This window comes from Pseudomonas sp. NFACC24-1, from assembly GCF_900115235.1.
Taxonomy (GTDB): domain Bacteria; phylum Pseudomonadota; class Gammaproteobacteria; order Pseudomonadales; family Pseudomonadaceae; genus Aquipseudomonas; species Aquipseudomonas fluorescens_AA.
Map to the genome: position 1 here is coordinate 50702 of NZ_FOVS01000012.1, position 24748 is coordinate 75449.

The window sequence follows — 24748 nt, forward strand, 5'->3', positions numbered from 1 at the left end:
AATATTTGTGAGGCGCTCAACCTGCGGTAAGCTCCCCCACCGTACCCCTGTTCCCCGAGGTGATTTTGTCCAACATTCGTGAGGTGGCCCGGCTGGCGGGTGTTTCGGTGGCCACGGTGTCCAGAACCCTGAAATCGCCCGAGCGGGTACTCCCCGAAACACGGGACAAGGTCAACGCGGCAGTGGAACAGGCCGGCTATCGGCCCAACCTGATGGCGGTGCAGTTTCGCTCCCGCCGGACCGGCAACCTGGTGATCCTGGTGCCGGCCATCGCCAACACGTTTTTCGCCCGGGTCATCAGTGGCGCGCAACAGGCGGCGCAGGCGGCGGGTTATCGATTGCTGTTGTGCGACACCCAGGGTCGGGCGCAGATCGAGCGGGAGTTCGCCGCCCTGGTCTACGCCCACCAGGCCGACGGGGTGATCCAGTTGCGTGCCAGCGATCCTTTCGAATCGATACCCACTGGTGCCGACAGCCTGCCGCTGGTCAACGCCTGCGAAGTGGTCAAAGGTGCCCCCTACCCGACTATCAGCCTGGACAACCGAGCCGCCGCCCAGGCCATGACCGAACACCTGATCGGCCTCGGCCATCGCCGCATCGGCATCATCAAGGGACCGCGCAGCAGCCCCCTGACCCTGGACCGCGTGGCCGGCTACCAGGATGCCCTGCACCGGGCCGGCATCGCCGTCGACCCCAGTCTGATCTGCCATGGCGACTTCACCTTGAAGGCCGGTGACGACGGTGCTGGCGCGATGCTGGCGTTGGCTGATCGCCCCAGTGCGCTGTTCTGTGAAAACGACGAAATGGCCATCGGCGCCCTCAGGCGCATCAAGCGAATGGGCCTGCGAGTGCCCGAGGATATTTCCCTGGTGGGCTTTGACGACATCCCGTTCGCCGCCTACTGCGACCCGCCCCTGACGACCATTTCGCAGCCCGCCGAGATCTTTGGGCAAAAAGCGGTGGAGATGCTGATTGCCCTGATCGAGAAAAAGCCGATTGCCGAACGGCATGTGGTGTTGCCGTTTGAGTTGACGGTGCGGGGCAGTACGGCTCCTTTGGCATGACAAGGAACCTGTGGCGAGGGGATTTATCCCCGCTGGCCGCGAAGCGGCCCTAAAGCCTGGCATCTCGGTGTATCAGGCTCATGAGGTTGACTGAGCTCAGGGCTGCTTCGCAGCCCAGCGGGGATAAATCCCCTCGCCACAATGGTCAACAGGCTGAAGATCAGTTGTTGCATCAGGCAAACGTCGCCCCCCGTGTATTCACGAACAGCGAGTACAACGAGTGGCTGCCGGCCATGAACAGCCGATTGCCTTCCCGGCCGCCGAAGCAGACGTTGGGGCAGCGCTCCGGCAGGGAGATGTGCCCGATGGCCTTGCCTTCGGGGTTGAATACCCGCACGCCGTCGAGCTTTTCCAGGTCGGCCTTGGGGTCGCCGTTGCCGCCCCAGCCGCACCAGAGATTGCCGCTTTCATCGCACTTGATCCCGTCGATCGCCGCGTAATCCAAGCCTTCGATGTGCTTGCGCCGCTCGCCCAGGGTGCCGTCGTCTTTGACGGCGATGGCCCAGATCAAGCGGTTGGGCTTGGCCCGGCCTTCGACCACATAGAGGATTTTTTCGTCCGGGGAAAAACACAACCCGTTCGGCCCCGCCAGGTCGTCGATCACCCGACTGACCTTGCCGGTTTCACCGTCGATGCGATACACCGCATGGGGCTGGACGGGCGTGACTTTGTGCCCCTCGTAGTTGTTGCCGGTCTGGAACGGCGGGTCGGTGAACCAGACCGAACCGTCCCTCTTGCAGACGATGTCGTTGGGCGAGTTGAAAGGCTTGCCCTCGAAACTGTCCGCCAGCACGGTGAGGGTGCCGTTGTGCTCGGTGCGGGTGATGCGCCGGCCTTCGCTGGAGGTGGTGGAGCCTTCGCACACCAGCAGCCGCCCCTGCCGATCGCGGCACATGCCGTTGGAGAAATTGGCATTTTCTCGGTACACCGACAGCCCGCCGGTGATTTCATCCCAGCGCACGATGCGGTTGTTGGGAATGTCACTGACCAGCAGATAACGCCCGTCACCGACCCACACTGGCCCCTCTGCCCAACGCAGGCCGGTGGCGAGCTTCTCCACGCTGGCGTTGAAGATGCGCAAGTCCATGAAGCTGGGGTCAAGGATATTGATCAGCGGGTCTGGGTAACGCTGGCTCAAGGGCTCGGCCTGGGCAAGCCCGGGCAAGTTGCCAAGGGTGGCGGCGGCGGCCGAGACCACCAGGGATTTTTTCAGGAACACCCGGCGGCCCTGATCGGCGGCGGTTGCAGATTGCGAAACATCCATCGTGCGTCTCCGTTAATTATTATTGGACGGGACGACAGTTTTACCCTGTGATAAGACATCGTACAAGAATACGAAAAGGCCCATCCGCACAATCGATCAGTCCGGATGCAGCGGTATACGCACAGTAAAGGTGGTGCCGACTCGCGCCTTAGAATGCACGTCGATGGTGCCCTTATGGGCCGATACGATCGCTGAAGCGATGTGCAAGCCCAGTCCGAGCCCGGCCGTGGAACCGTACTGCGTTTCACGCAGATTTCGAACCATCGGGTTGAAGATTCTGGCAATGGCATCTTTCTCGATAGGCTTGCCCTGGTTGTTGATCGCGATCACTGCCATATCCTTTTCAGCGCTCACCGAAACGGTAATCGGCGTGCCTTCGGTGCCATGCTGGACGGCATTGCCAATCAGGTTGGCGAAGACCTGCTCCATGCGAGCCTGATCGAACAGCCCCTCCAGGGCACCGGTCGTTTCAAAGATGATTTTGCTTTCCGGATGATAGGCCCGCGCCTCCTCCACCATGCCCTCGCAGGCCAGTACCAGGTCACCGTTGAAGCGTCGCACCGGAATACCCGAGCCGAGTTGGGTTCGGGTGAAATCCAGCAGATCGCCAACGATTTTGTTGGCGCGCTTTACGCTGGTGTAGATGCGCGAAGTGATCTTGGTGGCTTTGGCGGGCAGGTCCCCCGCCCGGAGCAGCACTTCGGAACTCAGCAGGATCGCGCCCAAGGGGCTGCGCAGGTCGTGCCCGAGAATTCCGAGAAAGATGTTGCGCGATGCATCCACCGCCCCGGAGTAGCTGACGACAGACTCGGCCAAGGCCTGGTCCACGGCCTCGTTGAAGCGAATCAGATCGTCCATGACCTGCTTGTGATCCAGCTGCGTATGCGGCATCCAGAGCATGAGCACGCTGGTGCGCAGGGCCCGGTATTCGGAGACCATTTGCTCCACGGTAAAACCCGAGGACTGGCGGATGACCGCATGGGTTTCGGCGGCGGTTTCGGTATCCGTCGCCAGCGCCTCCCCGTGGGACTTGGCAATCGCCTCCTTGCGCGTTTGCGAAGTGCGCAGGTCGGCGGCGATGGTGCGCAGCATCTGTTCGGCATGGTCGCGCAAGGCAATGGAATCCATGCCAATGGACGCGGGGGTGATGGTTTTGGCGAAGTCTTCCCACGCCTGAAGAATCGGCTCGATATTGTCGAGAATGAAATCAGCCAGGCGCATGAGTTAATCCGCAAAAAGGGCAAGGCTGTAAACGACACAGCGGCCAGGTTTGTTTTACAGCAAAGCGCCGGACAATGTACGAGACATACGCTGTAGCGAGGGAACTTGTCTGTTACCACCCCATGGGGTAAAAAGCCCTTAGTCGTACGACAACCTATAACTAAAAATAACCGCTCGAGGCCTTTTGCCTTGGCGGCCGCCTTCGAGACACCTGCCATGACCCGCTCCACTGTCACACCTGATACCCCCACGCCACTACCCCGCCATCTCGCGGTGCTCGTCCTGCTGTGCATGGGCTGCGCCTTCGCCGGCAACCATGTCGCCGCCCGGGCCGCCTTCGACGACGGTGCCGGGGTGCTGCTGGCGATCCTGCTGCGCTCGGGCGGGACGCTGCTGGTATTGGCGACGATGGTGCTCTGGCAACGCCAGCGTCTGCGCCTGCCGCCCGGGGCGTGGCGTTGGCAGTTGACCCTGGGGTTGTTGATCGCCGCCCAGAGCCTGTGCCTGTACTCCGCCGTGGCGCGCGTGCCGGTGGCGTTGGCCCTGTTGGTGGGCAACGTGTTTCCGATCCTGCTGGCCTTGCTGACCTGGGCATTGGGCGGCCCCCGCCCGACGGCGCGCACCGCCGCATTGATGGGCATGATCCTGGTGGGGCTGGTGTTCGTGCTGGAAGTGCCGGCACGCTTATCCTCCGCACAGGACGTCGGCCCGCAATGGTTGCTCGGGGTGGGCCTGGCCTTCTGCGCCGCCTGCGTGTTCGCTTGCGCGCTGTGGATCACCGACCACAAATTGTCCCAGGTGCGCGGTTCGGTACGCAGCCTGTTGACGATTTTCATCGTGTTCAGCAGCGTCAACCTCGCCGGCCTGACCGGTGCCCTACCCGGCGGTTTCGACCTGCCGGCCAGCAGCACCGGCTGGCTGGCCCTGGCGACCCTGGTGGTGCTCTATGGTACCGGGTTCATCGTGCTGTTCATTTCCGTGCCCCGCCTGAACATGCCACGCAACGCTCCGGTGATGAACATCGAACCGCTGGCGACACTGCTGATCGGCTGGCTGGTGCTGGACCAGATGCTCAACCTGGGCCAAGTGATGGGCGGCGCGATTGTGGTAACCGGCATCGTGCTGCTGACCTATCGCAAGGTTGAACGGGTCAAGGTGCCTGTGGCTGGAACGGCGAATTGAACTGACTGAATCCACTGTGGCGATGGGATTTTTCCCCGCTTGACCGTAGAAGCTGTCGAGCGAAGCGAGGCTGCGATCTTTTCCCAGACAATTGAGACACGAGCGAACGCTCAACAGGTCAAGATCAAAAGATCGCAGCTTCGGCAGCTCCTACAGGGTATTGGGCGAGCACACAGACAAGTCCCCATCCCCTGAAACTAGTTTCCAAACCCACAGTCCTACCCCAGCCGTGAAAACCTTGCCAACCTGCGACCAGGGGTTTTCCAGCTGATCGGCGCCAAGCTTGGCGCTAAAGCAACTCCCTCTCTTGAGCCGTTCGCCCCATGCGCCACCTTGTTCGCTCTTGCCGTTTCGTTTCGCTGTGCCTGCTTGCCTTGTTTCCCTTATTCACCAGCCCCGCCCATGCGCGCGGCGAAAGGCAACTGGTGGACGCCATCAACGACTTCCGCAGCCAGACCCGCCGTTGTGAGTGGCGCACGGTGCGCGCCACGCAGCCGCTGGTGCTGCGTTCGAACCTGGGCTTGCCGATCGGCTTTCGCGGTGGCCTGCGGGAAACCTTGCAGGACGCCGGCTATCAAGCCTGGGTCGTGCGCAGCATCCGCCTGACCGATGCACGGGATGCCGAAGAGGCCTTCGAGATGTTGGCGGACGAGCATTGCGCGGCGCTACTGGATAACCAGTACGCCGATATCGGCGTCAATCGGGTCGGTGACGAGTGGCGCCTGGTGTTGGCGCAGCCCATGGGTGGCACGCGGATGAGCGACGTGGGTTCGGCGGACAAGACGCTGCTGGCCCAGGTCAACGCCGCCAGGGCCAAGCCAAGGATGTGCGGACGCCAGCGCTTCGCGGCCACTCGGCCGCTGAGCTGGAACGCCGCATTGGGAACGGCCGCCCAAGGCCACAGCCGGTCGATGGCCCAGGACAATTATTTCGCCCATCGCGACCCGGACGGTCGCTCCACCTCCGATCGCGCCAGGAGCGCCGGCTTTCGCGGGCGTAAATTGGGCGAGAACATCGCCGCCGGCCAACGCTCACCGAGCCAGACCCTGCACGATTGGCTCGCCAGCCCCGGACACTGCGCCAACCTGATGAACCCGATGTTCACGCAGATGGGCGCAGCGTCGGCCAGCGACTCGCGCAGCGATGCGCGGGTGTATTGGACGATGGTGCTTGGCGCGCCGTGAAAAACCATCCTCGACGCTGAGCCATAGGTCTGCTGCTCCAGCCCAAACAGTGAGTATCGGCTACAAGCGGATTTCGGCAGCCGGCGTTACATCAATCCGCGACACCGCACTGCTCAGTCGCCCCAGCCGGTTGTTGTGGTTGGCGATGATCTGCTCGGCCGCCATGCTGCCGTTGTCCACGGTGGAGTGGGCATCGGCCGCCAGGACCACGTCGTACCCCAGGGCATGGGCCTGGCGCACGGTGGCATTGATGCAATAGTCGGTTTGCAGCCCGCAGATCACTAGGCGGTCGATGCCCCGGGCCTGCAGCAAAGGTTGCAGGTCGGTCTGGTAGAAAGCATCGGGAGTGGTCTTGCGCACCCGCAGGTCATCCGCCGCGGTCGACAGGCCGACGGCCAGTTGCCAGCCGGCGGCGCCATGGGTCAGCGCCCCTTCCAGCTCTTCATGCTGGATCAGGATCACCGTCCGGCCGGCAGCCCGGGCCCTGGCACCGAGGTCACTGATGGTCCGGATGATGCGCTGGCTGTCGAAGCATTCCTCTTCGCCGCTGCACAGCGCGTTCTGGACATCGATAATCAGCAATGCGGTGTTCATGACCTTCCCTCTTCAAACCGTGTCGCAGCCGCGCACCCCATCAGTAACCCAGCGACAACCCAGTGTTGCGACGGGGGTCGTTGGCGCCATAGAAGCGGTTCTTGCCCACTGGCTTGCCACCCAATGACGGCGCGCCGACCAGGATCGCGGCGATGTGGTTGGGGTCCTGCGGGCCGGCAAACTTGTGCCCCCAGCTCTCCAGCAGTTTCTGGGTATCGGGGCTGGCCGCGAACGTCTCCAGGTTGGTTTCCTCCGGCATCCATTGCTGATGGAAACGCGGCGCATCGACCGCCTCCTGGAGGTTCATGCCGTAGTCGATCACGTTGAGGATGGTCAGCAACGTCGCGGTGATGATCCGGCTGCCGCCCGGGGTGCCTACCACCATGACCGTCTTGCCGTCCTTGGTGACGATGGTCGGGCTCATGGATGACAGCGGCGCCTTGCCCGGCGCGATGGCGTTGGCCTCGCCCTGCACCAGGCCATACATGTTGGGCACGCCGACCTTGGCGGTGAAATCGTCCATTTCATCGTTGAGGATCACCCCGGTCTTGCTCGCCATGACGCCCGCGCCGAACCAGTCGTTCAAGGTGTAGGTAACCGAAACGGCGTTGCCCCACTTGTCGACGATGGAGTAATGGGTGGTGTTGCTGCCCTCATGGGGCGCCACCCCGGGCTTGATCTTCTGCGAGTCGCCGGCTTTTTGCGGCTCGATCGCGGCCCGCAGCTTGGCGGCGTAGTTCTTGTCCAGCAGATGGTCGATGGGGTTCTTCACGAAATCCGGGTCACCCAGATAGCTGTTGCGGTCCACGTAGGCGTGGCGCATGGCTTCGATCTGATAGTGCATGCCCTGGGCCGAATGGAACCCCAGGTCCTTCATCGGATAACCGTCGAGGATGTTCATGATCTGGCACAGCACCACCCCGCCGGAACTGGGCGGCGGTGCCGAGATGATGTGGTAGCCACGGTAGTCGCACTCCACCGGGGCGAGCTCGCGGGTCTTGTACTTGTCCAGGTCGGCCTGGGTGATGATGCCTTTGTTGGCCTGGCTGGAGGTGACCAGGGCATCGGCGACCCAGCCCTTGTAGAAACCGTCGGCGCCCTTGGCGGAGATTTCCCGCAGGGTCTTGGCGAGATCTTTTTGCACCAGCTTCTGGCCGACCTGCATGGGCTCGCCGTTGTGCAGGAAGATCGCACCGGAGTCGCGCATGTCCTTCTTGAACACATCGGTGGCGGTTTCCAGCAGATCGACATCACCCTGCTCCAGGGCGAAGCCTTCCTCGGCGAACTTGATGGCCGGGGCGATCAATTCCGCCCGGGGTTTGCTGCCGTACTTGCTCAACGCCAGCTCCATGCCGGACACGGTGCCGGGCACGCCTACCGCCAGGTGGCCGCGGGTACTGAGTTCGGGCACGACGTTGCCGTCCTTGTCCAGATACATGTTGGCGGTGGCGGCCAGAGGGGCCTTTTCGCGGAAATCCAGGAACGTCTTGCGACCGTCGGCCAATTGCAGGGTCATGAAACCACCCCCGCCCAGGTTGCCCGCCGCCGGGTACACCACCGCCAGGGCATAGCCCACCGCCACCGCCGCATCCACGGCATTGCCACCGTTCTTGAGCACGTCGACACCCACATGGGTCGCTAGGTGCTGGGCGGTGACCACCATGCCGTTCTCGGCCGCCACCGGTGCCAGGGAAGCGGCGTACGTCGATAAACAACCGAGGGTCAGTGACGTCGCGATGAGGGTCCGGGCCAAGGATTCGAACTTCATGAGTCGGTCTCTTCTTGTTTTTTGGGATAGGGATCGCTTCAAAAGCATTAGGCAGTATGGCCTGGTTTGCGTAATGCGCCTGTTTCCCCGCCGACCGGATGACGTCACGGCAGCCTTTGGGATAGGCTCCTGCGCTTGATCTTGACGGAATAGGGACATCGCCGATGACGCTACGAATCGAACGCACGGACACACCCACCGACGAAGAACGCCAAGCCATCCTCGCCCCGCTGCGCGCCTATAACACCGCCAAGACCGGTGGAAGTGCACCTGAACTGGTGGCTTGGCTGGTGCGGGACGAGAAAGGCGAAATTGTCGGCGGGCTCTACGGCCGAGTGTTTTTTCGCTGGCTGTATATCGAGCTGCTGGTGGTGCCGGAACAGGCCCGGGGCCAGGGCACCGGCTCGACCCTGATGCAGATGGCCGAAGCACTGGCCCGGGAGAAAAACTGCGTGGGCATCTGGCTGGACACCTTCGACTTCCAGGCCCCGGCGTTCTACTGCAGACACGGTTTCACCGAGTGCGGCCTGATCGACGACTACCCGCCGGGCCACCAGCGCTTCTTCTTCCAGAAGCGCCTGGACACCTGAAGCACAACCCCCTGTGGGAGCGGGCTTGCTCGCGAAGACGGCTTAACATTCAACATCGATGTCGATTGACCCGACGCTTTCGCGAGCAAGCCCGCCCCCACATAGGATCCGGGGCATTAGTGCGAGCTGCTTACAAGCAAGTCGCCAACGCCGCCAACCGGCGCTTGGCCACGAAGTCGTCATGCTTGGCGTAATAACTCAACTCGGTGCCCGTCGCACCGGCGTGCAAATCGACAAACGATTCGGCGGAGCGGGTGTAGACCGTAGAGCCACCTTTCTTGCCCGGTTGCAGGTAGGCGCCGGCATCGACACCGAATACCGCTTCGTCCTGCCAGGAAAACTGCACGCACTGGGCCACGACCTGTTCCGGCTTGTCCGAGGTCAGGGTCTTGTAAGGGGCCTGGGTCCGAGCCTCGTTCATCGCCGAACCCGCGCAGCCGACCAGCAAAGTGGCGGCCAGGGCCACCGTCAACATTCGCATTGCGTTCATTCATCGAAAAAAAACGGACTGTAGCACTGCGGCCCGAGCCATCGTGCTGCTTTACTGAAATTTACCCGCGACAGCGAGCACCGATTCACGCAATCTGTCGCGCCATCGCCACCAGCCACGCGGAATCCCCATGACCCCCAACGCCGAGTTCTACAAGCCCACCCCGGAATATGCCGACAAACTGATCAGCCAGATCGGCCAGACACCTTCGTGGATCGCCAAGCGAATCGGCGTCACCGACAAGCGGATTCGCTACATCCTCGACGGCGAACGCACCGTCAAGGGCGAAACCACGCCGATCCAGATGACCTACACCGAACAATTCGCCCTCGAATGCCTGGCGGCTGCGGCCAAGGCCAGCAAGAAGCAGTCTGCATCCCCCAAGGAGTGACCATGGCGGCAACCGAACAGCAACACGAACGGGCCTTGGCAAAGTTTCTCGATGAGCGCCCCGAACTGCGCCACGAACTGGACCATCTCAACCCGCTGCTGGCCCAGGTCAAGGGCGAGACCGCTGCGCAGTACCGCGCCGAGCGCTTGCACGAAGCGTTCGAAGCCGAGGCCGAGCGCCTGGGCCTGTTTGCCTGGGAACTGACTTTGCAACTGACCGCCGCCTCGCCCGAGGAGTACCAGGCCCAGCGCCTGGAAGTGCACAGGGAAGTGGCGGAGATGGCGGGGATGGAGTGGGCGGAGTATTGCCAGTTGCATGGACTCAAGCAGTAGCTCGTATGGATTGAATAGCACTGTTTGGACCGGGGACATGGCAGACCACCTGTGGCGAGGGGATTTATCCCCGTTGGGCTGCAAAGCAGCCCCTTGACCCGTCAACGCGGTGTATCAGACAGGCCACGGCGACTGAAAGAGGGGCCGCTACGCGACCCAACGGGGATAAATCCCCTCGCCACAAGATAAATCCCCTCGCCACAAAGTATTCAAAGCATGCCCTTGTGTTGAATCTCCTGGCAATCGCCCCACCGCCCATAAAGCTTTATCATGGCCGCAGTTTTGCTGATCGGGTCTGTCATGAAGTTCGCCATCGCGCTGTTTTCCGCCGCCCATGCGCCCTCCTCGCGCCGTGCCTTGCTGTTTGCCCAGGCGGCGCTGGCAGGTGGGCATGAGATCGTGCGGCTGTTTTTCTATCAGGACGGCGTCTATAACGCCTGCGCCAGTGTCGTCGCGCCCCAGGACGAACAGGACCTGCCCCAGCAGTGGCGCGCATTCGTCAGCGACAACCGGCTCGACGGCGTGGTCTGCATCGCGGCGGCGTTGCGTCGTGGCGTGTTGAACGAGGAAGAAGCCCTGCGCTACCAGCGTGCGGCGGCCAGCGTCGAAGCGCCCTGGGCCTTGTCCGGGCTGGGCCAGTTGCACGATGCGATCCAGGACGCCGACCGCTTGATCTGTTTTGGAGGCGCGTGAATGGCCAAGTCTTTATTGCTGATCAGCCGCCAGGCCCCTTGGTCCGGCCCCGGCGCCCGTGAAGCCCTGGACATCGTCCTGGCCGGCGGTGCGTTCGACCTGCCCATCGGCTTGCTGTTTCTCGATGACGGCGTGTTCCAGCTCACCGCCGGCCAAAACGCCAAGGCGCTCCAGCAAAAGGACCTGAGCGCCAACCTGCAGGCGTTGCCGATGTTCGGCGTCGAAGACCTGTTCCTCTGCGCTGACAGTGCCGCCGAACGTGGCGTTGCCAGCGCTGCCCTGGCCCTGGGCGAGGTGAAAGTACTGAGCGCGCCGGACATCGCCGCGCTCATCGACCGTTACGACCAGGTGATCACCCTCTGATGTCGACTTTGCATGTGTTGTCTCATTCGCCCTTCGGCGATAACCGCCTCGCCAGTTGCCTGCGGGTGCTGGGCAATCAGGATGCGCTGCTGCTGTGCGGCGACGCGACGTACGCGTTGCAACCGGCCAGCCCACCGTTTGCAGTGCTGCAGGCCGCCGGCGTGAAGCTGTTCGTGCTCGCCGAAGACCTCCAGGCCCGCGCCCTGGACACACCAGACTGGGCCGAAGCCATCAACTACTCAGGTTTCGTCGAGCTATCGATCGAGCACGACAAGGTCAACACCTGGCTATGAACACGCTGAACGTGGGCGACCGCGCCATCGCGCTGGACAAGGACGGCTACCTGGCTGACCTGGACGACTGGTCGGCCGAAGTCGCCACGGCCCTGGCCAGCGCCGAGGACATCGAGTTAAGTCCCGAACACTGGGAAATCCTTGAACTGCTACGGGGTTTCTACGACGAATTCCAGCTCTCCCCCGCAACCCGGCCGCTGATCAAGTACACGGCACTGAAACTGGGGGCGGACAAAGGCAACAGCCTGCACCTGAACCGATTGTTCAAAGGCACTCCCGCCAAACTCGCCGCCAAGCTGGCGGGCCTGCCCAAACCGACGAATTGCTTATGACCGATTTTCCAGCACTGACCCTTGAGACCCCGGCCGAACACCCGTTCGCCCAGTTCGTGCGCATCCTTGGCAAAGGCAAGCGCGGCGCCCGCAACCTGACCCGCGAAGAAGCCCGCGAAGCCATGGGCATGGTGCTCGATGAACAGGTCGAGGACACCCAGCTGGGCGCCTTCCTGATGCTGCTGCGGCACAAGGAAGAAAGCGCCGAGGAAATGGCCGGCTTCACCGAAGCCCTGCGTGAACGCCTGGTGGTCCCGGCGTTGACGGTGGATCTCGACTGGCCGACCTACGCCGGCAAGAAGCGCCATTTGCCGTGGTACCTGCTGGCGGCCAAGTGCCTGGGCCAGAACGGCGTGCGAATTTTCATGCACGGCGGCGGCGCTCACACGGCCGGTCGCCTCTACACCGAACAATTGCTGGGCTTGCTGCAGATCCCGCTGTGCCGGGACTGGCAACAGGTCGGCAGCGCGCTGGACAACGGCGGCCTGGCCTTCATGCCGCTGGTGGACTGGGCGCCGCAAATGCAGCGGATGATCGACTTGCGCAACACCCTGGGCCTGCGCTCGCCGATCCATTCCCTGGCCCGGATTCTCAATCCACTGGGCGCCCGTTGCGGCTTGCAAAGCATCTTCCATCCGGGCTACCAGGCCGTGCATCGCGATGCCAGCGGCTTGCTCGGTGATACCGCCATCGTGATCAAGGGCGACGGCGGCGAAATCGAGATCAACCCGGACGCCGACAGCCACCTGTACGGCACCACCGGCGGCGCCAGTTGGGACGAAGAATGGCCGCGCCTGGCCGAGCAGCGCCATGTCAAACCGGAGAGCCTCGACCCCGAGCATTTGAAGGCGATCTGGCGCGGTGACGTCGAGGACAGCTACCCGCAATTGGCGCTGATCGCCACCATGGCACTGGCCTTGCGCGGCCTGGGCCTGGCTCGCGAAGAAGCGTTCGATAAAGCCCGGCAGTACTGGGACGCGCGGGATCGTTCGATTTAACCGATCATTAACGCCCAACCTTTGCGCTTTTAGTTCGAACCTATGGGAATAGACTCGTCTCCAATGATTATTGAGCGAGGATATCCAGATGGGTTTGTTGGTCGAGGGCCGCTGGCAGGACCAGTGGTATGAAAGCAAGGATGGCACCTTCCAGCGCGAACAGGCGCAGCGCCGTCATTGGGTGACCGCCGACGGCAGCGCCGGGCCCTCGGGCGAGAGTGGCTTTGCCGCCGAGGCCGGGCGCTACCATTTGTATGTCTCCCTGGCCTGCCCCTGGGCCCATCGCACACTGATTTTCCGCAAGCTCAAAGGCCTGGAAGACCTGATCGACGTCTCGGTGGTCAGCTACCTGATGCTGGAAAACGGCTGGACCTTCGACAAGGCCCACGGCTCCACAGGCGATAAACTCGACCCTCTGCAATTCCTGCATCAGCGCTACACCGCCGACACACCGCACTACACCGGCCGTGTCACCGTGCCGGTGCTGTGGGACAAACGCCAGCGACGCATCGTCAACAACGAATCGGCGGAAATCATCCGCATGTTCAACAGTGCCTTCGATGGTTTGACGGGCAACGACCTGGACCTGTATCCCGAGCACCTGCGCCGCGATATCGATGCCTTGAACGAGCGGATCTACCCGGCGGTCAACAACGGCGTGTATCGCGCCGGGTTCGCCACCACCCAAGCGGCCTACGAAGAAGCGTTCGACGGTTTATTCGCCGAACTGGACCGGCTGGAGGCCTTGCTTGCGACCAAGCGCTACTTGGCTGGTGAATACCTGACCGAGGCGGATATCCGCCTGTTCACCACGATCATCCGTTTCGACGCGGTGTATTTCGGTCACTTCAAATGCAACCTGCGGCGCATCGCCGATTATCCGAACCTGTCGAACTGGTTGCGGGAGTTGTATCAGTGGCCGGGCGTTGCCGAAACCGTGGACTTCACCCATATCCAGGGCCATTACTACGGCAGCCACAAGACCATCAACCCTAACGGGATCGTGCCCAAGGGGCCGAAGCAGGACTTTACGGTCGCCCATGATCGGGAAAGGTTGAGTGGGAAAGGGATTTGGCAGCGCCATTGAGATCGTTCCCACGCTCCGCGTGGGAATGCATCCGGTGACGCTCTGCGTCACTCCAAGGCGGAACGCGGAGCGTCCTGGGCGGCATTCCCACGCGGAGCGTGGGAACGATCAACGGTGCGGGTCTTCCTAGACCTGCCCCTGAGCCCCTTCAAACCAGGCCAGTTTCTCGCGTAACTGCACCACTTCCCCAACGATCACCAGCGTCGGCGCATGCACCTCATGCTCGGCCACCAGCCGTGGCAAGTCCGCCAAAGTACCGGTAAAGACCCGTTGGTTCGACGTGGTGCCTTGCTGGATCAATGCCGCCGGCGTATCCGCCCCGCGACCGTGCCTGATCAGCTCGTCGCAGATCATCGGCAGGCCGACCAAGCCCATGTAGAACACCAGCGTCTGCGCTGGCGACACCAAGTCGGCCCACGGCAAGTCGCTGGTGCCGTCCTTGAGATGGCCGGTGATGAAACGCACCGATTGGGCGTAGTCGCGATGGGTCAGCGGGATCCCGGCGTAGGCCGCGCAACCACTGGCGGCGGTGATGCCCGGGACGACCTGGAACGGGATGCCATGGGCCGCCAGCTCTTCGATCTCTTCACCGCCGCGACCGAAGATGAACGGATCGCCGCCCTTCAACCGCACCACGCGCTTGCCCTGGCGGGCCAAGTCCACCAATTGCTGGTTGATCTGGTCCTGGGGCACGGCGTGTTCGGCGCGGCGCTTGCCGACGTAGATGCGCTCGGCATCACGCCGGCACAGTTCGAGGATCGCCGGCGCCACCAGGCGGTCGTACAGCACCACGTCCGCCTGCTGCATCAAACGCAAGGCGCGGAAGGTCAACAGGTCCGGATCACCCGGCCCGGCCCCCACCAGATAGACTTCGCCCGGCGCGCTCGGCGCCTGGCCGTCGATCTTTTCCCGCAGCAAGCGCTCGGCTTCGCCGCCCTGCCCGGCCAGTTGGCGGTCGGCGATAGGACCTTGGAACACCTCTTCCCAGAACGCCCGGCGCTGCTGGACATCGGGAAACAGTTGCTTGACCTGATTGCGAAAACGCGCCGCCAGCCCGGCCAACTGCCCATAGGTCGAGGGAATCCAGGTTTCCAGCTTGGCCCGGATCAGCCGCGCCAGCACCGGCGCGTCGCCGCCACTGGACACCGCGATCACCAAGGGCGAGCGGTCGACGATCGCCGGGAAGATCACGCTGCACAGGGCCGGCGCGTCCACCACGTTGACCGGCACGCAACGCTTATGGGCGTCGGCCGAGACCTGGGCATTGAGCGGTTCGTCGTCGGTGGCGGCAATGATCAGCCCGCAACCGTCCAGATCCGACTCAAGGTAACCGCGTTGGATACACTCGCCGCCGCTGCCACTGACCAGTTCCCGCAACTGCGGTTCGATGTCGGGTGCGACCACCCGCAGCAACGCGCCGGCATCGGCCAGCAGTCGGGATTTGCGCAAGGCAATCTCCCCGCCGCCGACCACCAGCACGCGGCTGCCGCGCAGGTTGTGGAACAGTGGCAAATAGTCCATTTAGCCGATGACCTCGATGCCGCCCATGTAGGGTTTCAACACCTCAGGCACACGGATCGAACCGTCGGCCTGCTGGTAATTCTCCAGCACCGCCACCAGGGTACGCCCCACCGCCAGGCCGGAGCCATTGAGGGTGTGGACCAGTTCCGGCTTGCCGGTTTCCGGGTTGCGGAAACGCGCCTGCATGCGGCGGGCCTGGAAGTCGCCGCAGTTGGAGCACGACGAGATCTCGCGGTACTTGTCCTGGCTCGGAATCCAGACTTCCAGGTCGTAGGTCTTGACCGCACTGAAGCCCATGTCGCCGGTGCACAGCGCCAGGGTGCGATACGGCAGTTCCAGCAGTTGCAGGACCTTCTCGGCGTTGGCGGTCAGGCTTTCCAGCGCTTCCATGGATTTCGACGGCTCGACAATCTGGACCATCTCGACCTTGTCGAACTGGTGCTGGCGGATCATGCCGCGGGTATCACGGCCCGACGCCCCGGCTTCACTGCGGAAGCACGGCGTGTGGGCGACGAACTTGATCGGCAGCTGCTTGGCGTCGACGATCTCGCCGGCCACGATGTTGGTCAGCGACACTTCGGCGGTCGGGATCAGGTACAGGTCGGCCTCGCCGTCGCGGCTGATCTTGAACAGGTCTTCCTCGAACTTCGGCAACTGACCGGTGCCCTGCAGCGCCGGGGCCTGGACCAGGTACGGGGTGTAGGCTTCCTCGTAGCCGTGTTCGGTGACGTGCAGGTTGATCATGAACTGCGCCAGGGCCCGATGCAGGCGCGCGATCGGCCCGCGCAACAGGGCGAAACGGGCGCCCGACAGCTTGGCGGCGGTTTCGAAGTCCAGCCAGCCGAATTTCTCGCCCAGGGCCACGTGGTCCTGCACTGGGAAATCGAAGGTTGTCGGCGTGCCCCAACGGCGCACTTCGACGTTGCCGTCTTCGTCTTCACCAACCGGCACCGACTCGTGAGGCAGGTTCGGGATGCCCAGCAGGATCGAATCCAACTCGGTCTGGATCGCGTCCAGCTCGACCTTGCCCGCGCTCAATTCACCCGCCATGCGCTCGACATCGGCCATCAGCGGCGCGATGTCTTCGCCACGCTGCTTGGCCTGGCCGATGGACTTGGAGCGCGCGTTACGTTCAGCCTGCAGGGCTTCGGTGCGGGTCTGGACGGTCTTGCGCTGTTCTTCCAGCGCTTCGATGCGCGCGACATCCAGGGCAAAGCCACGGGAAGCCAGGCGGTCCGCTACGTCCTGGAGGTTGCTACGTAACAGTTTGGAATCGAGCATGTCGGTCTCTCGTTATCAAAGTTTGGTCAAGGACAGGCCAGCCCAGGTGGCGAGCAGCCCGCCGAATACGCTGATGGCCGCATAGCCCAGGGCCAGCGGCACCTGCCCGCTTTCCAGCAGGCGCACCGTATCCAGTGAAAAGGATGAAAAAGTCGTCAGGCCGCCGAGAAAGCCAACCATCAGCCCGGCCCGCACCTCGATGGGCACTTCCGGGCGAATCAAAAACAGACCGTATAGAACGCCGATCAGCAGACAGCCCACGATATTAACGGCCAGCGTCGCGGTATAGAAGTGCCGGGGCCAATTTGCGTTGATCCAGTTGCCCGTGGCGAAACGCAACAACGTGCCGGCGACGCCGCCAGCGGAAACAGCAAGTATCAGGGGGATCAAGGTTTTCTCCTCTGCCGTGGACTCAGGCGATCCAGTTGTGCCAGGTGGTTGAGCTTCTCGCCGATCTTCAGTTCAAGACCCCGGGGCACCGGCTGGTAGAAGCGCTGGGGTTCGAGTTCATCGGGGAAATAATCTTCGCCGGCGGCATAGGCGTCCGGCTCGTCGTGGGCGTAACGGTATTCATCGCCATAGCCCAACTGCTTCATGAGCTTGGTCGGCGCGTTGCGCAGGTGCAGCGGTACTTCGAGGGAGCCGTGCTCGGTGGCGCTGCGCATCGCCGCCTTGAAGCCCATGTACACCGCGTTGCTCTTCGGTGCGCAGGCCAGGTACGTGATGGCCTGGGCCACGGCGAGTTCACCTTCCGGGCTGCCGAGGCGCTCCTGCACGTCCCACGCCGCCAGGCACAGGCTCAGGGCCCGGGGGTCGGCATTGCCGATGTCTTCGCTGGCCATGCGCACGACGCGCCGCGCCAGGTACAGCGGATCGCAACCACCGTCGATCATGCGCGCAAACCAGTACAAGGCCGCGTCCGGGTTGGAACCGCGAATGGATTTGTGCAGCGCCGAAATCTGGTCGTAGAACGCCTCGCCGCCCTTGTCGAAGCGGCGCCGGGTATCGCCCAGCAGGCTTTGCAGCAGCTCGACGCCAATCTCGCTGTCGTCTTCGGCCAGGTCCGAGGCATTTTCCAGCAGGTTGAGCAAGCGCCGGCCATCGCCATCGGCGGCTGAAAACAGGATCTGGAAGCCTTCATCGCTGAGGCTCAAGTGCCGCTTGCCCAGGCCGCGCTCCTCGGTCAGCGCCCGATGCACCAGCTTGCGCATCGCCGTCTCGTCGAGGCTCTTGAGCACATAGACCCGCGCCCGCGAGAGCAAGGCGTTGTTGAGTTCGAACGAAGGGTTTTCGGTGGTGGCACCGATGAAGATCAGCGTGCCATCTTCGACGTAGGGCAGGAATGCATCCTGCTGGGACTTGTTGAAGCGGTGCACTTCGTCGACGAACAGGATCGTGCGCTTGCCGTACTGCCCAGCCTGCTGCTTGGCCACTTCCACCGCCTGGCGGATTTCCTTGACCCCGGCCAGCACTGCCGACACCGTTTCGAAGTGAGCGTCCGAGACTTCCGCCAGCAGCCGCGCCAGGGTGGTCTTGCCCACGCCCGGCGGGCCCCAGAAGATCATCGAGTGCAGCGCGCCCTGCTCCAAGGCCTCGCGCAGAGGCTTGCCGCGGGCGAGCACATGCTCCTGGCCGACGTACTCATCCAGGTTGGTCGCGCGCAGGCGAGCGGCCAGGGGCTGGGCAATCGGGGCGCTTCGAAACAGGTCCATGATTACTACAAAACCTCCGCTGGGTCCTGTTGCCGACTCTATTGAACACTACAGCACCCTGTGGGAGCGAGCTTGCTCGCGATGGCGTCGGATCAGTCGAAATAGATGTGACTGACCCACCGATATCGCGAGCAAGCTCGCTCCCACATTAGGTTCTGAGATGCCCCCTTATTCCTGGATCACATCGGCACCCTTGGGGATGTCGAACTTGAACTTGGACGCGGCGATCGGCTCGTTGGCCTTGACCCCGGTGAACAGGATATTGGTGCGCTGGCCGACACTGTCGATCAACTGCATGTCGTTGACCAGGCCGTTGCGGAACGACAGGCGCAGGCTGTCGAACAGGCTGTCCTTGGTCTTGGGCTTGAGGGTGAAGTCGATCACGCCACCGGCCTCCTTGGAGGTGATCTCGAAGCTCTGGCTGATCTCGGAGATGTCACCGGAGAGCAGCAACGCCGGTGTCTGGGTCAGGCGCTGGTCGAGGGTCTTGATGGTCACCTGTTCCAGGTCCGGGTCCCACAGGGAGACTTTCTTGCCGTCGGACACCATCAGTTGTTCGGCTGGTGCATCCGTGTGCCAGTAGAACAGGCCCGGGCGCTGCAGGGCCATGTCGCCAGCGGTTTCCTGCAATTGGGTGCCACTGCCATCGAGGGTCAACTGGGAAAAACGTGCGGTCAGGGTCTGGGAGCCCCCCAGCAATTGGGTCAGGCGAGCGACGTCCTTTTCGCCGGCGTGGGCCGACAAGGTAGACAAGGCCAGTACGGGCAACAGCAACATGCGAATCAGGCGCATGGGAGTCCTCATGAAGTCGTGGGGGTTCGAGCGGCGCTTCGACAGGCCGCCCGGGTCATTAGTCGCGCATCGGGCCCGGCGCCAGTACTTCGCGCGAGCCGTTGGTGTTCATGGCCGTCACCACCCCGGCCATTTCCATGGCTTCGATCATGCGGGCGGCGCGGTTGTAGCCAATCTTCAGCTTGCGCTGGACGGCGGAAATCGAGGCCCGGCGGCTCTCCAGGACGAACTGCACCGCTTCGTCGTAGAGCGCATCGGTTTCAGCGTCGTCGTCACCGCCGCCACTGCTGCCCTCGAAACCGCTGCCGGCCTCTTCGACACCGTTGAGGATGTCGTCGTTGTATTCAGGGGCGCCACGCAACTTCCAGGCTTCCACCACGCGGTGCACTTCGTCATCGGAAACGAACGCACCGTGCACACGAATCGGCAGGCTGGTGCCCGGCGGCATGTAGAGCATGTCACCATGCCCCAGCAACTGCTCGGCGCCACCCTGGTCGATGATGGTCCGCGAGTCGATCTTGCTCGATACCTGGAACGCCATGCGGGTCGGGATGTTGGCCTTGATCAGGCCGGTGATCACGTCCACCGACGGCCGCTGTGTGGCGAGGATCAAGTGGATACCGGCCGCACGGGCCTTCTGGGCGATACGGGCGATCAGTTCTTCGACCTTCTTGCCGACGATCATCATCATGTCGGCGAATTCGTCCACCACCACCACGATGGTCGGCAGCTTGTGCAGCAGCGGCGCTTCGTCGTGGATGCTCTCGCGGTGATACAACGGGTCGCTCAATGGCGTACCGGCCTCTTCGGCCTCCTTGACCTTGGCGTTGAAGCCCGAGAGGTTGCGCACGCCCATCTTCGCCATCAGCTTGTAGCGGCGCTCCATCTCGGCGACGCTCCAACGCAGGGCGTTGGCGGCGTCCTTCATGTCGGTGACCACCGGGCACAGCAGGTGCGGAATGCCTTCGTAGATCGACAGTTCGAGCATTTTCGGGTCGATCATGATCAGCTTGGCGTCTTCCGGGCCGGACTTGAACAGAATCGACAGGATCATCGCGTTCACGCCCACCGACTTACCGGAACCGGTGGTACCGGCCACCAGCAGGTGGGGCATCTTCGCCAGGTCGGTGATGACCGGCTTGCCGCCGATGTCGTGGCCCAGGGCCAGGGTGACCGGCGACTTGTGGTTGTCATACTCAGGCGTCGACAGCACTTCGGAGAAGCGCACGATCTGCCGGTCTTCGTTGGGAATCTCAATGCCCACGGTGGTCTTGCCGGGAATCACCTCCACCACCCGCACACTGGTCACAGCCAGGGAACGCGCCAGGTCCTTCGCCAGGTTGGCGATGCGGCTGACCTTCACGCCGGCGGCCGGCTGGATTTCGTAGCGGGTAATCACCGGACCCGGGTGGATCGAATCCACCGACACCTCGACCCCGAACTCCTTGAGCTTGATCTCCAGTAGGTGGCCGACGGCCGCCAGGGATTCGGGGGAATAATTGAGCTGTTTCTTCTCGGCCGGGTCGAGGATCGAGATCGGCGGCAAGGTGCCTTCCACCGCACTGTCGACGAACAGCGGCGCCTGTTTCTCTTTCTGCACGCGCTTGCTCTGCTCCGGCGGCTTGGCCGGGGCCATGGTGATGACCGGCGGCACCTGTTTTTCGCGCTCGGACATGTGCTTGCTCAAGGCCTGCTCACGCTCGATCAGGCGCTCCTTGACCTTGGCCTGCTCGCGCTTGTCCGGCGTCGTCGGGGCCACCACGTCGTGGACGCGGTCGTCCACTTCACGCAATTGCGCCACCAGTTGCTTGCGCTCGGTACGCGCCGCCCACCAGCGATTGACGGCGCCCTGGATCAGCTCGATCAGGTCGAGGGTGATCTTGCCGGTGACGTCCATGACCTTGAACCAGGACAGGTCGGTGAATACCGTCAGGCCGAACAGGAACAGGGCGATGAACAACAACGTGCTGCCCTGGATGTTCAGGGCGTTCCTGGCCAGGTCGCCGAGGCTTTCCCCCAGCGCGCCACCCGCCCCGGCCGGCAAACCGGTGGGCGTATGGAAATGGATATGGGCCAGCGCAGCCCCCGACAACACCAGGAACACCAGGCCGATCAGGCGCCATGAGAACAGCCAGCCGCTCCACTGCCACGGCTCGTGGCGCTGGCGGAAGATCTGGTAGGCCTTGATCGCCAGCAGCAACGGGAAAATGTAGGCGAAATAGCCCAGCACCATGAACAGGATGTCGGCGCTGTAGGAACCGGCCGGACCGCCGAAATTCTGCACGTCGTCGATCTTGCTGTTATGACTCCAGCCCGGATCGTCCTTGCCATAGGTCAGCAAGGCCATCATCAGGAACAGGCACAGGGCGCCGATGGCGATCAATGCACCTTCCTTGAGCCGATAGTGCAGTTGCTGGCGCCAGAGCGGAACGACTGGTTTGGGTGCTGCGGTGGATTTCTTCAAAACGCTTCTTTTCCTGCGCCAACGGCGCGTCCATCTGTTGAATGACTATAAAAAACTGCCCATGACGAGCAGGTAAAAAAGTGAATGTGCACAACCGGTACTACTTTTACCACTGTGAGGCGCATCCAGAAAACTACAGGCGTGGCCGAAAATTTTGATCTTTAGCCCATCCCGCGTTCAAAACCCAGGCATTGTACGGGTTTGTCTGCGCCAATTGGACCATGCATTCTCTTTTGTGACAAAGGCTTATGAGGTGTTTTTATGAGCGAAGTGAAGCATTCACGCCTGATCATTCTGGGTTCCGGCCCTGCGGGGTACAGCGCGGCCGTCTATGCCGCCCGCGCCAACCTCAAACCTGTTGTCATTACTGGCCTGCAGGCCGGTGGCCAGCTCACCACCACCGTGGAAGTCGATAACTGGCCCGGCGATGTCGAAGGCCTGACCGGCCCGGTACTGATGGAGCGCATGCAACGGCACGCCGAGCGTTTCGACACGCAGATCGTCTACGACCATATCCACACCGCCAAGTTGCAGCAGCGCCCGTTCGAATTGACCGGCGACAGCGGCATCTACACCTGTGATGCGCTGATCATTGCCACCGGCGCATCGGCCCAGTACCTGGGGCTGCCCTCGGAAGAAAGCTTCGCCGGCAAAGGGGTTTCCGCATGCGCGACGTGCGATGGCTTTTTCTATCGCAACCAGGTGGTCGCGGTAGTCGGAGGCGGCAATACAGCGGTCGAGGAAGCCCTGTACCTGTCGAACATCGCCAGGGAAGTGCACCTTATCCACCGCCGCGACAAGCTGCGCGCCGAGAAAATCCTCCAGGACAAACTCTTCGAAAAGGCCACCAGCGGCAATATCAAGCTGCACTGGAACCAGAACCTGGATGAAGTCCTGGGCGACGCCAGCGGCGTGACCGGCGCACGCCTGCGGCACAGCGAGACCGGCGAAACCAGTACCCTGCCCCTCGCCGGGGTGTTCATTGCCATCGGCCACAAACCCAATACCGATCTGTTCCAGGGCCAGTTGACGATGCGCGACGGCTACCTGCTCGTGCGCGGCGGCAGCGAAGGCAACGCCACCGCGACCGATATCGAAGGCGTATTCGCCGCAGGCGACGTGGCCGACCATGTCTATCGCCAGGCGATTACCTCCGCCGGTGCCGGCTGCATGGCCGCACTCGACGCGGAGAAGTATCTCGATGACATCCCTGCCGTTTGACGGTTAACCTTCCAGGCGGGGGCTCGCTGACCGGCGAGCCCCGCATCTGCCGCCCTCCCCTTCTACAAGCCGGACGCCCATGCTGACCTGGTTACAACGCAACAGCCTCGAATTTCCGCCACTGGCAAAAGCCATGCGCGATCCCAACGGATTATTGGCCGCCGGTGGCGATCTATCCGCCGACCGGCTGATCCAGGCCTACCGCCACGGCTGCTTCCCATGGTTTTCCGAGGGGCAACCGATCCTGTGGTGGTCGCCGGACCCACGCACGGTGTTGTTTCCCGACGAACTGCACATATCCCGCAGCCTGGGCAAACTGTTGCGCAAGCAGCGCTATGACGTGACGTTCGATCAGGATTTTGCCGCGGTCATCCGGGCCTGCGCAGCACCGCGCGACTATGCCGAGGGCACCTGGATCACCGACGCCATGCAGACCGCTTATCTGGACCTGCACCGACGCGGTTTCGCCCATTCGGTGGAAGTCTGGGACCAGGGGGTGCTGGTGGGCGGCCTGTATGGCTTGGCCATGGGCCAGTTGTTTTTTGGCGAATCCATGTTCAGCCGGGCCGACAATGCGTCGAAATTCGGCTTCGCCACCCTGGTCCAACACCTCAAGGCCGCCGGTTTCGTGCTGATCGACTGTCAGATGCCCACCGAGCACCTGCACAGCCTGGGCGCTCGATCGATCCCACGCACCGAATTTGCCGGCTATCTAAAGGCTCATCTGGATCTGCCCAACCAGGCAACATGGGTTTGCTGAGCGACATTCGCGCTCCTGGCTTACAATTAAATCCAAAGCTTATTCCGAGGGCCGATCATGACCGAGTTGGCGCGTTTGAAGTTCTATGCCACTCAGCCCCACTCTTGCAGTTATCTGCCGGAGGAGCAGGCCACGACGCTGTTCCTCGACCCTAGCCAGCCCATGGATGTGCATGTCTACGCAGACCTGTCGGAAATGGGCTTTCGGCGTAGCGGCGATCACCTCTACCGGCCCCATTGCCAGCATTGCAACGCCTGCGTCCCGGCGCGTATTCCCGTGGCGCAATTCTTGCCCAATCGCCAGCAGAAACGCATTTTCAAGCGCAACGCCGACCTTCAGGTCCGCCCGGCCAAGCCGCAGTTCACCGAGGAATACTTCGACCTGTACCAACGCTACATCGAACAACGCCATGCCGATGGCGACATGTACCCGCCCAGCCGGGATCAGTTCTCGACCTTCCTGGTGCGTGACCTGCCGTTTTCCCGCTTCTATGAATTCCGACTGGAGGGACGGCTGGTCGCCATCGCTGTCACGGACCTGCTGCCCAACGGTCTTTCAGCGGTGTACACCTTCTATGAGCCACAAGAAGAACGGCGTAGCCTGGGGCGCTTTGCCATCCTCTGGCAAATCAATGAAGCCCGGCGCTTGGGACTGGAGGCGGTGTACTTGGGCTACTGGATCAAGAACTGCAAGAAAATGAACTACAAGACCCAATATCGGCCTATCGAATTGCTGATCAACCAGCGATGGGTTGTCCTGAGTTAGATCCCTTCGGCTTATAAAGCTAGAACCCCTTGGCTTGCCCCCCCTTTTTCGGGCACAATGCACGCCGCTTTTGCCTGGCGCAGTTGCACCGGGCCATTCACTGGATACCGAGGGCTTTACTGCATGTCGAAAGAAGACAGCTTCGAAATGGAAGGCACTGTCGTCGACACCCTGCCCAACACCATGTTTCGTGTGGAGTTGGAAAATGGGCACGTCGTAACCGCGCATATCTCCGGCAAGATGCGCAAGAATTACATTCGTATTCTTACCGGTGACAAAGTGCGCGTCGAGCTGACGCCCTATGACTTGAGCAAAGGGCGCATCACTTACCGCGCTCGCTAACAAGTCAATACAAGACGCCCGGCTAGATGCCGGGCGTTTTTGTT

Annotated in this window: 27 protein-coding genes; 16 read left to right on the forward strand and 11 right to left on the reverse strand. The window is 62.5% G+C overall.

The window, feature by feature from the left end:
• The first annotated feature begins 65 nt into the window (after nucleotides 1–65).
• On the forward strand, nucleotides 66–1064 hold the full coding sequence (locus BM317_RS13195; protein ID WP_092474529.1) for a LacI family DNA-binding transcriptional regulator: 999 nt from the start codon (nucleotides 66–68) through the stop codon (nucleotides 1062–1064).
• 172 nt (nucleotides 1065–1236) lie between these two features.
• Here the strand turns inward: BM317_RS13195 and BM317_RS13200 are convergent, their stop codons facing one another.
• On the reverse strand, nucleotides 1237–2328 hold the full coding sequence (locus tag BM317_RS13200) for an SMP-30/gluconolactonase/LRE family protein (protein WP_092474531.1): 1092 nt from the start codon (nucleotides 2326–2328) through the stop codon (nucleotides 1237–1239).
• A 96-nt stretch (nucleotides 2329–2424) separates the two neighbouring features.
• Nucleotides 2425–3549, reverse strand: coding sequence for a sensor histidine kinase (locus BM317_RS13205; protein ID WP_092167177.1), 1125 nt, complete (start codon nucleotides 3547–3549; stop codon nucleotides 2425–2427).
• Nucleotides 3550–3765: 216 nt separating this feature from the next.
• Here BM317_RS13205 and BM317_RS13210 point away from each other — a divergent pair, with 216 nt between their 5' ends.
• On the forward strand, nucleotides 3766–4731 hold the full coding sequence (locus BM317_RS13210) for an EamA family transporter (RefSeq protein ID WP_092474533.1): 966 nt from the start codon (nucleotides 3766–3768) through the stop codon (nucleotides 4729–4731).
• Between the two features lie 323 nt (nucleotides 4732–5054).
• The gene (locus BM317_RS13215; protein ID WP_092474535.1) at nucleotides 5055–5915 is read left to right on the forward strand and encodes a CAP domain-containing protein; all 861 of its coding nucleotides are present in this window, start codon (nucleotides 5055–5057) and stop codon (nucleotides 5913–5915) included.
• Between the two features lie 60 nt (nucleotides 5916–5975).
• On the opposite strand, the gene BM317_RS13220 is transcribed toward BM317_RS13215, so the two are convergent.
• Both BM317_RS13220 and ggt read right to left on the reverse strand, forming a co-directional pair.
• The gene (locus BM317_RS13220) at nucleotides 5976–6509 is read right to left on the reverse strand and encodes a cysteine hydrolase family protein (protein ID WP_092474537.1); all 534 of its coding nucleotides are present in this window, start codon (nucleotides 6507–6509) and stop codon (nucleotides 5976–5978) included.
• Between the two features lie 40 nt (nucleotides 6510–6549).
• Nucleotides 6550–8277, reverse strand: a complete 1728-nt coding sequence (ggt, locus tag BM317_RS13225) for a gamma-glutamyltransferase (RefSeq protein WP_092474539.1) — start codon at nucleotides 8275–8277, stop codon at nucleotides 6550–6552.
• 164 nt (nucleotides 8278–8441) lie between these two features.
• On the opposite strand from ggt, the gene BM317_RS13230 reads away from it, so the two are divergent.
• On the forward strand, nucleotides 8442–8867 hold the full coding sequence (locus BM317_RS13230) for a GNAT family N-acetyltransferase (RefSeq protein WP_092474543.1): 426 nt from the start codon (nucleotides 8442–8444) through the stop codon (nucleotides 8865–8867).
• 130 nt (nucleotides 8868–8997) lie between these two features.
• On the opposite strand, the gene BM317_RS13235 is transcribed toward BM317_RS13230, so the two are convergent.
• Complete coding sequence (locus BM317_RS13235; protein WP_060741574.1) at nucleotides 8998–9348, reverse strand: hypothetical protein; 351 nt, start codon at nucleotides 9346–9348, stop codon at nucleotides 8998–9000.
• 139 nt (nucleotides 9349–9487) lie between these two features.
• On the opposite strand from BM317_RS13235, the gene BM317_RS13240 reads away from it, so the two are divergent.
• From BM317_RS13240 to BM317_RS13275, 8 genes are all read left to right on the forward strand, one after another.
• Complete coding sequence (locus BM317_RS13240) at nucleotides 9488–9748, forward strand: hypothetical protein (RefSeq protein WP_072406776.1); 261 nt, start codon at nucleotides 9488–9490, stop codon at nucleotides 9746–9748.
• A 2-nt stretch (nucleotides 9749–9750) separates the two neighbouring features.
• Nucleotides 9751–10080: a DUF6388 family protein gene (locus tag BM317_RS13245; protein ID WP_092474545.1), complete on the forward strand. Its 330-nt coding sequence runs from the start codon at nucleotides 9751–9753 to the stop codon at nucleotides 10078–10080.
• Nucleotides 10081–10380: 300 nt separating this feature from the next.
• The gene (gene tusD / locus BM317_RS13250; RefSeq protein ID WP_092474611.1) at nucleotides 10381–10773 is read left to right on the forward strand and encodes a sulfurtransferase complex subunit TusD; all 393 of its coding nucleotides are present in this window, start codon (nucleotides 10381–10383) and stop codon (nucleotides 10771–10773) included.
• Complete coding sequence (tusC, locus tag BM317_RS13255; protein ID WP_092167159.1) at nucleotides 10774–11136, forward strand: sulfurtransferase complex subunit TusC; 363 nt, start codon at nucleotides 10774–10776, stop codon at nucleotides 11134–11136.
• On the forward strand, nucleotides 11136–11429 hold the full coding sequence (gene tusB, locus BM317_RS13260) for a sulfurtransferase complex subunit TusB (protein WP_092167156.1): 294 nt from the start codon (nucleotides 11136–11138) through the stop codon (nucleotides 11427–11429). Before tusC ends, tusB begins: the two co-directional genes overlap by 1 nt.
• On the forward strand, nucleotides 11426–11761 hold the full coding sequence (locus BM317_RS13265; RefSeq protein ID WP_060741569.1) for a TusE/DsrC/DsvC family sulfur relay protein: 336 nt from the start codon (nucleotides 11426–11428) through the stop codon (nucleotides 11759–11761). Before tusB ends, BM317_RS13265 begins: the two co-directional genes overlap by 4 nt.
• Nucleotides 11758–12759, forward strand: coding sequence for a glycosyl transferase family protein (locus tag BM317_RS13270; protein ID WP_092167154.1), 1002 nt, complete (start codon nucleotides 11758–11760; stop codon nucleotides 12757–12759). The genes BM317_RS13265 and BM317_RS13270 overlap by 4 nt, the downstream gene beginning before the upstream one ends.
• 88 nt (nucleotides 12760–12847) lie before the next feature.
• Complete coding sequence (locus BM317_RS13275; RefSeq protein ID WP_092474547.1) at nucleotides 12848–13846, forward strand: glutathione S-transferase family protein; 999 nt, start codon at nucleotides 12848–12850, stop codon at nucleotides 13844–13846.
• Between the two features lie 126 nt (nucleotides 13847–13972).
• On the opposite strand, the gene cysG is transcribed toward BM317_RS13275, so the two are convergent.
• From cysG to BM317_RS13305, 6 genes are all read right to left on the reverse strand, one after another.
• Complete coding sequence (cysG, locus tag BM317_RS13280) at nucleotides 13973–15367, reverse strand: siroheme synthase CysG (protein WP_092474549.1); 1395 nt, start codon at nucleotides 15365–15367, stop codon at nucleotides 13973–13975.
• Nucleotides 15368–16648: a serine--tRNA ligase gene (gene serS / locus BM317_RS13285; RefSeq protein ID WP_025213005.1), complete on the reverse strand. Its 1281-nt coding sequence runs from the start codon at nucleotides 16646–16648 to the stop codon at nucleotides 15368–15370.
• A gap of 15 nt (nucleotides 16649–16663) precedes the next feature.
• Nucleotides 16664–17038 (reverse strand): fluoride efflux transporter CrcB, encoded by a 375-nt coding sequence (crcB, locus tag BM317_RS13290; RefSeq protein WP_018608522.1) that lies wholly within the window; start codon nucleotides 17036–17038, stop codon nucleotides 16664–16666.
• Nucleotides 17035–18360 carry a replication-associated recombination protein A gene (locus BM317_RS13295; RefSeq protein ID WP_072339609.1) on the reverse strand — a complete coding sequence of 442 codons (1326 nt, stop codon included), beginning with the start codon at nucleotides 18358–18360 and terminating at the stop codon, nucleotides 17035–17037. The genes crcB and BM317_RS13295 overlap by 4 nt, the downstream gene beginning before the upstream one ends.
• A gap of 168 nt (nucleotides 18361–18528) precedes the next feature.
• A complete protein-coding gene (lolA, locus tag BM317_RS13300; RefSeq protein ID WP_003203330.1) occupies nucleotides 18529–19152 on the reverse strand; it encodes an outer membrane lipoprotein periplasmic chaperone LolA in 624 nt (207 codons plus the stop codon).
• A 58-nt stretch (nucleotides 19153–19210) separates the two neighbouring features.
• Nucleotides 19211–21616, reverse strand: coding sequence for a DNA translocase FtsK (locus tag BM317_RS13305; RefSeq protein WP_092167146.1), 2406 nt, complete (start codon nucleotides 21614–21616; stop codon nucleotides 19211–19213).
• Between the two features lie 261 nt (nucleotides 21617–21877).
• Between BM317_RS13305 and trxB the strand changes: the two genes are divergently transcribed.
• From trxB to infA, 4 genes are all read left to right on the forward strand, one after another.
• Nucleotides 21878–22837 (forward strand): thioredoxin-disulfide reductase, encoded by a 960-nt coding sequence (trxB, locus tag BM317_RS13310; RefSeq protein WP_092167144.1) that lies wholly within the window; start codon nucleotides 21878–21880, stop codon nucleotides 22835–22837.
• Between the two features lie 79 nt (nucleotides 22838–22916).
• A complete protein-coding gene (gene aat, locus BM317_RS13315) occupies nucleotides 22917–23597 on the forward strand; it encodes a leucyl/phenylalanyl-tRNA--protein transferase (RefSeq protein ID WP_092474551.1) in 681 nt (226 codons plus the stop codon).
• Between the two features lie 57 nt (nucleotides 23598–23654).
• Nucleotides 23655–24362, forward strand: a complete 708-nt coding sequence (locus BM317_RS13320; RefSeq protein WP_092167139.1) for an arginyltransferase — start codon at nucleotides 23655–23657, stop codon at nucleotides 24360–24362.
• 123 nt (nucleotides 24363–24485) lie between these two features.
• Complete coding sequence (infA, locus tag BM317_RS13325; protein ID WP_002553999.1) at nucleotides 24486–24704, forward strand: translation initiation factor IF-1; 219 nt, start codon at nucleotides 24486–24488, stop codon at nucleotides 24702–24704.
• Nucleotides 24705–24748 lie beyond the last annotated feature (44 nt).

What these genes read in the sequence shown, in the direction of transcription:
- aat (WP_092474551.1), top strand. Translation starts at nt 22,917, where the DNA reads ATGCTGACCTGGTTACAACGCAACAGCCTCGAATTTCCGCCACTGGCA.
- ggt (WP_092474539.1), bottom strand. Translation starts at nt 8,277, where the DNA reads ATGAAGTTCGAATCCTTGGCCCGGACCCTCATCGCGACGTCACTGACC.
- BM317_RS13210 (WP_092474533.1), top strand. Translation starts at nt 3,766, where the DNA reads ATGACCCGCTCCACTGTCACACCTGATACCCCCACGCCACTACCCCGC.
- tusC (WP_092167159.1), top strand. Translation starts at nt 10,774, where the DNA reads ATGGCCAAGTCTTTATTGCTGATCAGCCGCCAGGCCCCTTGGTCCGGC.
- serS (WP_025213005.1), bottom strand. Translation starts at nt 16,648, where the DNA reads ATGCTCGATTCCAAACTGTTACGTAGCAACCTCCAGGACGTAGCGGAC.
- trxB (WP_092167144.1), top strand. Translation starts at nt 21,878, where the DNA reads ATGAGCGAAGTGAAGCATTCACGCCTGATCATTCTGGGTTCCGGCCCT.
- BM317_RS13275 (WP_092474547.1), top strand. Translation starts at nt 12,848, where the DNA reads ATGGGTTTGTTGGTCGAGGGCCGCTGGCAGGACCAGTGGTATGAAAGC.
- BM317_RS13270 (WP_092167154.1), top strand. Translation starts at nt 11,758, where the DNA reads ATGACCGATTTTCCAGCACTGACCCTTGAGACCCCGGCCGAACACCCG.
- BM317_RS13230 (WP_092474543.1), top strand. Translation starts at nt 8,442, where the DNA reads ATGACGCTACGAATCGAACGCACGGACACACCCACCGACGAAGAACGC.
- BM317_RS13205 (WP_092167177.1), bottom strand. Translation starts at nt 3,549, where the DNA reads ATGCGCCTGGCTGATTTCATTCTCGACAATATCGAGCCGATTCTTCAG.
- BM317_RS13295 (WP_072339609.1), bottom strand. Translation starts at nt 18,360, where the DNA reads ATGGACCTGTTTCGAAGCGCCCCGATTGCCCAGCCCCTGGCCGCTCGC.
- tusD (WP_092474611.1), top strand. Translation starts at nt 10,381, where the DNA reads ATGAAGTTCGCCATCGCGCTGTTTTCCGCCGCCCATGCGCCCTCCTCG.
- BM317_RS13240 (WP_072406776.1), top strand. Translation starts at nt 9,488, where the DNA reads ATGACCCCCAACGCCGAGTTCTACAAGCCCACCCCGGAATATGCCGAC.
- BM317_RS13200 (WP_092474531.1), bottom strand. Translation starts at nt 2,328, where the DNA reads ATGGATGTTTCGCAATCTGCAACCGCCGCCGATCAGGGCCGCCGGGTG.
- lolA (WP_003203330.1), bottom strand. Translation starts at nt 19,152, where the DNA reads ATGCGCCTGATTCGCATGTTGCTGTTGCCCGTACTGGCCTTGTCTACC.
- infA (WP_002553999.1), top strand. Translation starts at nt 24,486, where the DNA reads ATGTCGAAAGAAGACAGCTTCGAAATGGAAGGCACTGTCGTCGACACC.
- tusB (WP_092167156.1), top strand. Translation starts at nt 11,136, where the DNA reads ATGTCGACTTTGCATGTGTTGTCTCATTCGCCCTTCGGCGATAACCGC.
- BM317_RS13245 (WP_092474545.1), top strand. Translation starts at nt 9,751, where the DNA reads ATGGCGGCAACCGAACAGCAACACGAACGGGCCTTGGCAAAGTTTCTC.
- BM317_RS13215 (WP_092474535.1), top strand. Translation starts at nt 5,055, where the DNA reads ATGCGCCACCTTGTTCGCTCTTGCCGTTTCGTTTCGCTGTGCCTGCTT.
- BM317_RS13220 (WP_092474537.1), bottom strand. Translation starts at nt 6,509, where the DNA reads ATGAACACCGCATTGCTGATTATCGATGTCCAGAACGCGCTGTGCAGC.
- BM317_RS13265 (WP_060741569.1), top strand. Translation starts at nt 11,426, where the DNA reads ATGAACACGCTGAACGTGGGCGACCGCGCCATCGCGCTGGACAAGGAC.
- BM317_RS13235 (WP_060741574.1), bottom strand. Translation starts at nt 9,348, where the DNA reads ATGCGAATGTTGACGGTGGCCCTGGCCGCCACTTTGCTGGTCGGCTGC.
- cysG (WP_092474549.1), bottom strand. Translation starts at nt 15,367, where the DNA reads ATGGACTATTTGCCACTGTTCCACAACCTGCGCGGCAGCCGCGTGCTG.
- BM317_RS13320 (WP_092167139.1), top strand. Translation starts at nt 23,655, where the DNA reads ATGACCGAGTTGGCGCGTTTGAAGTTCTATGCCACTCAGCCCCACTCT.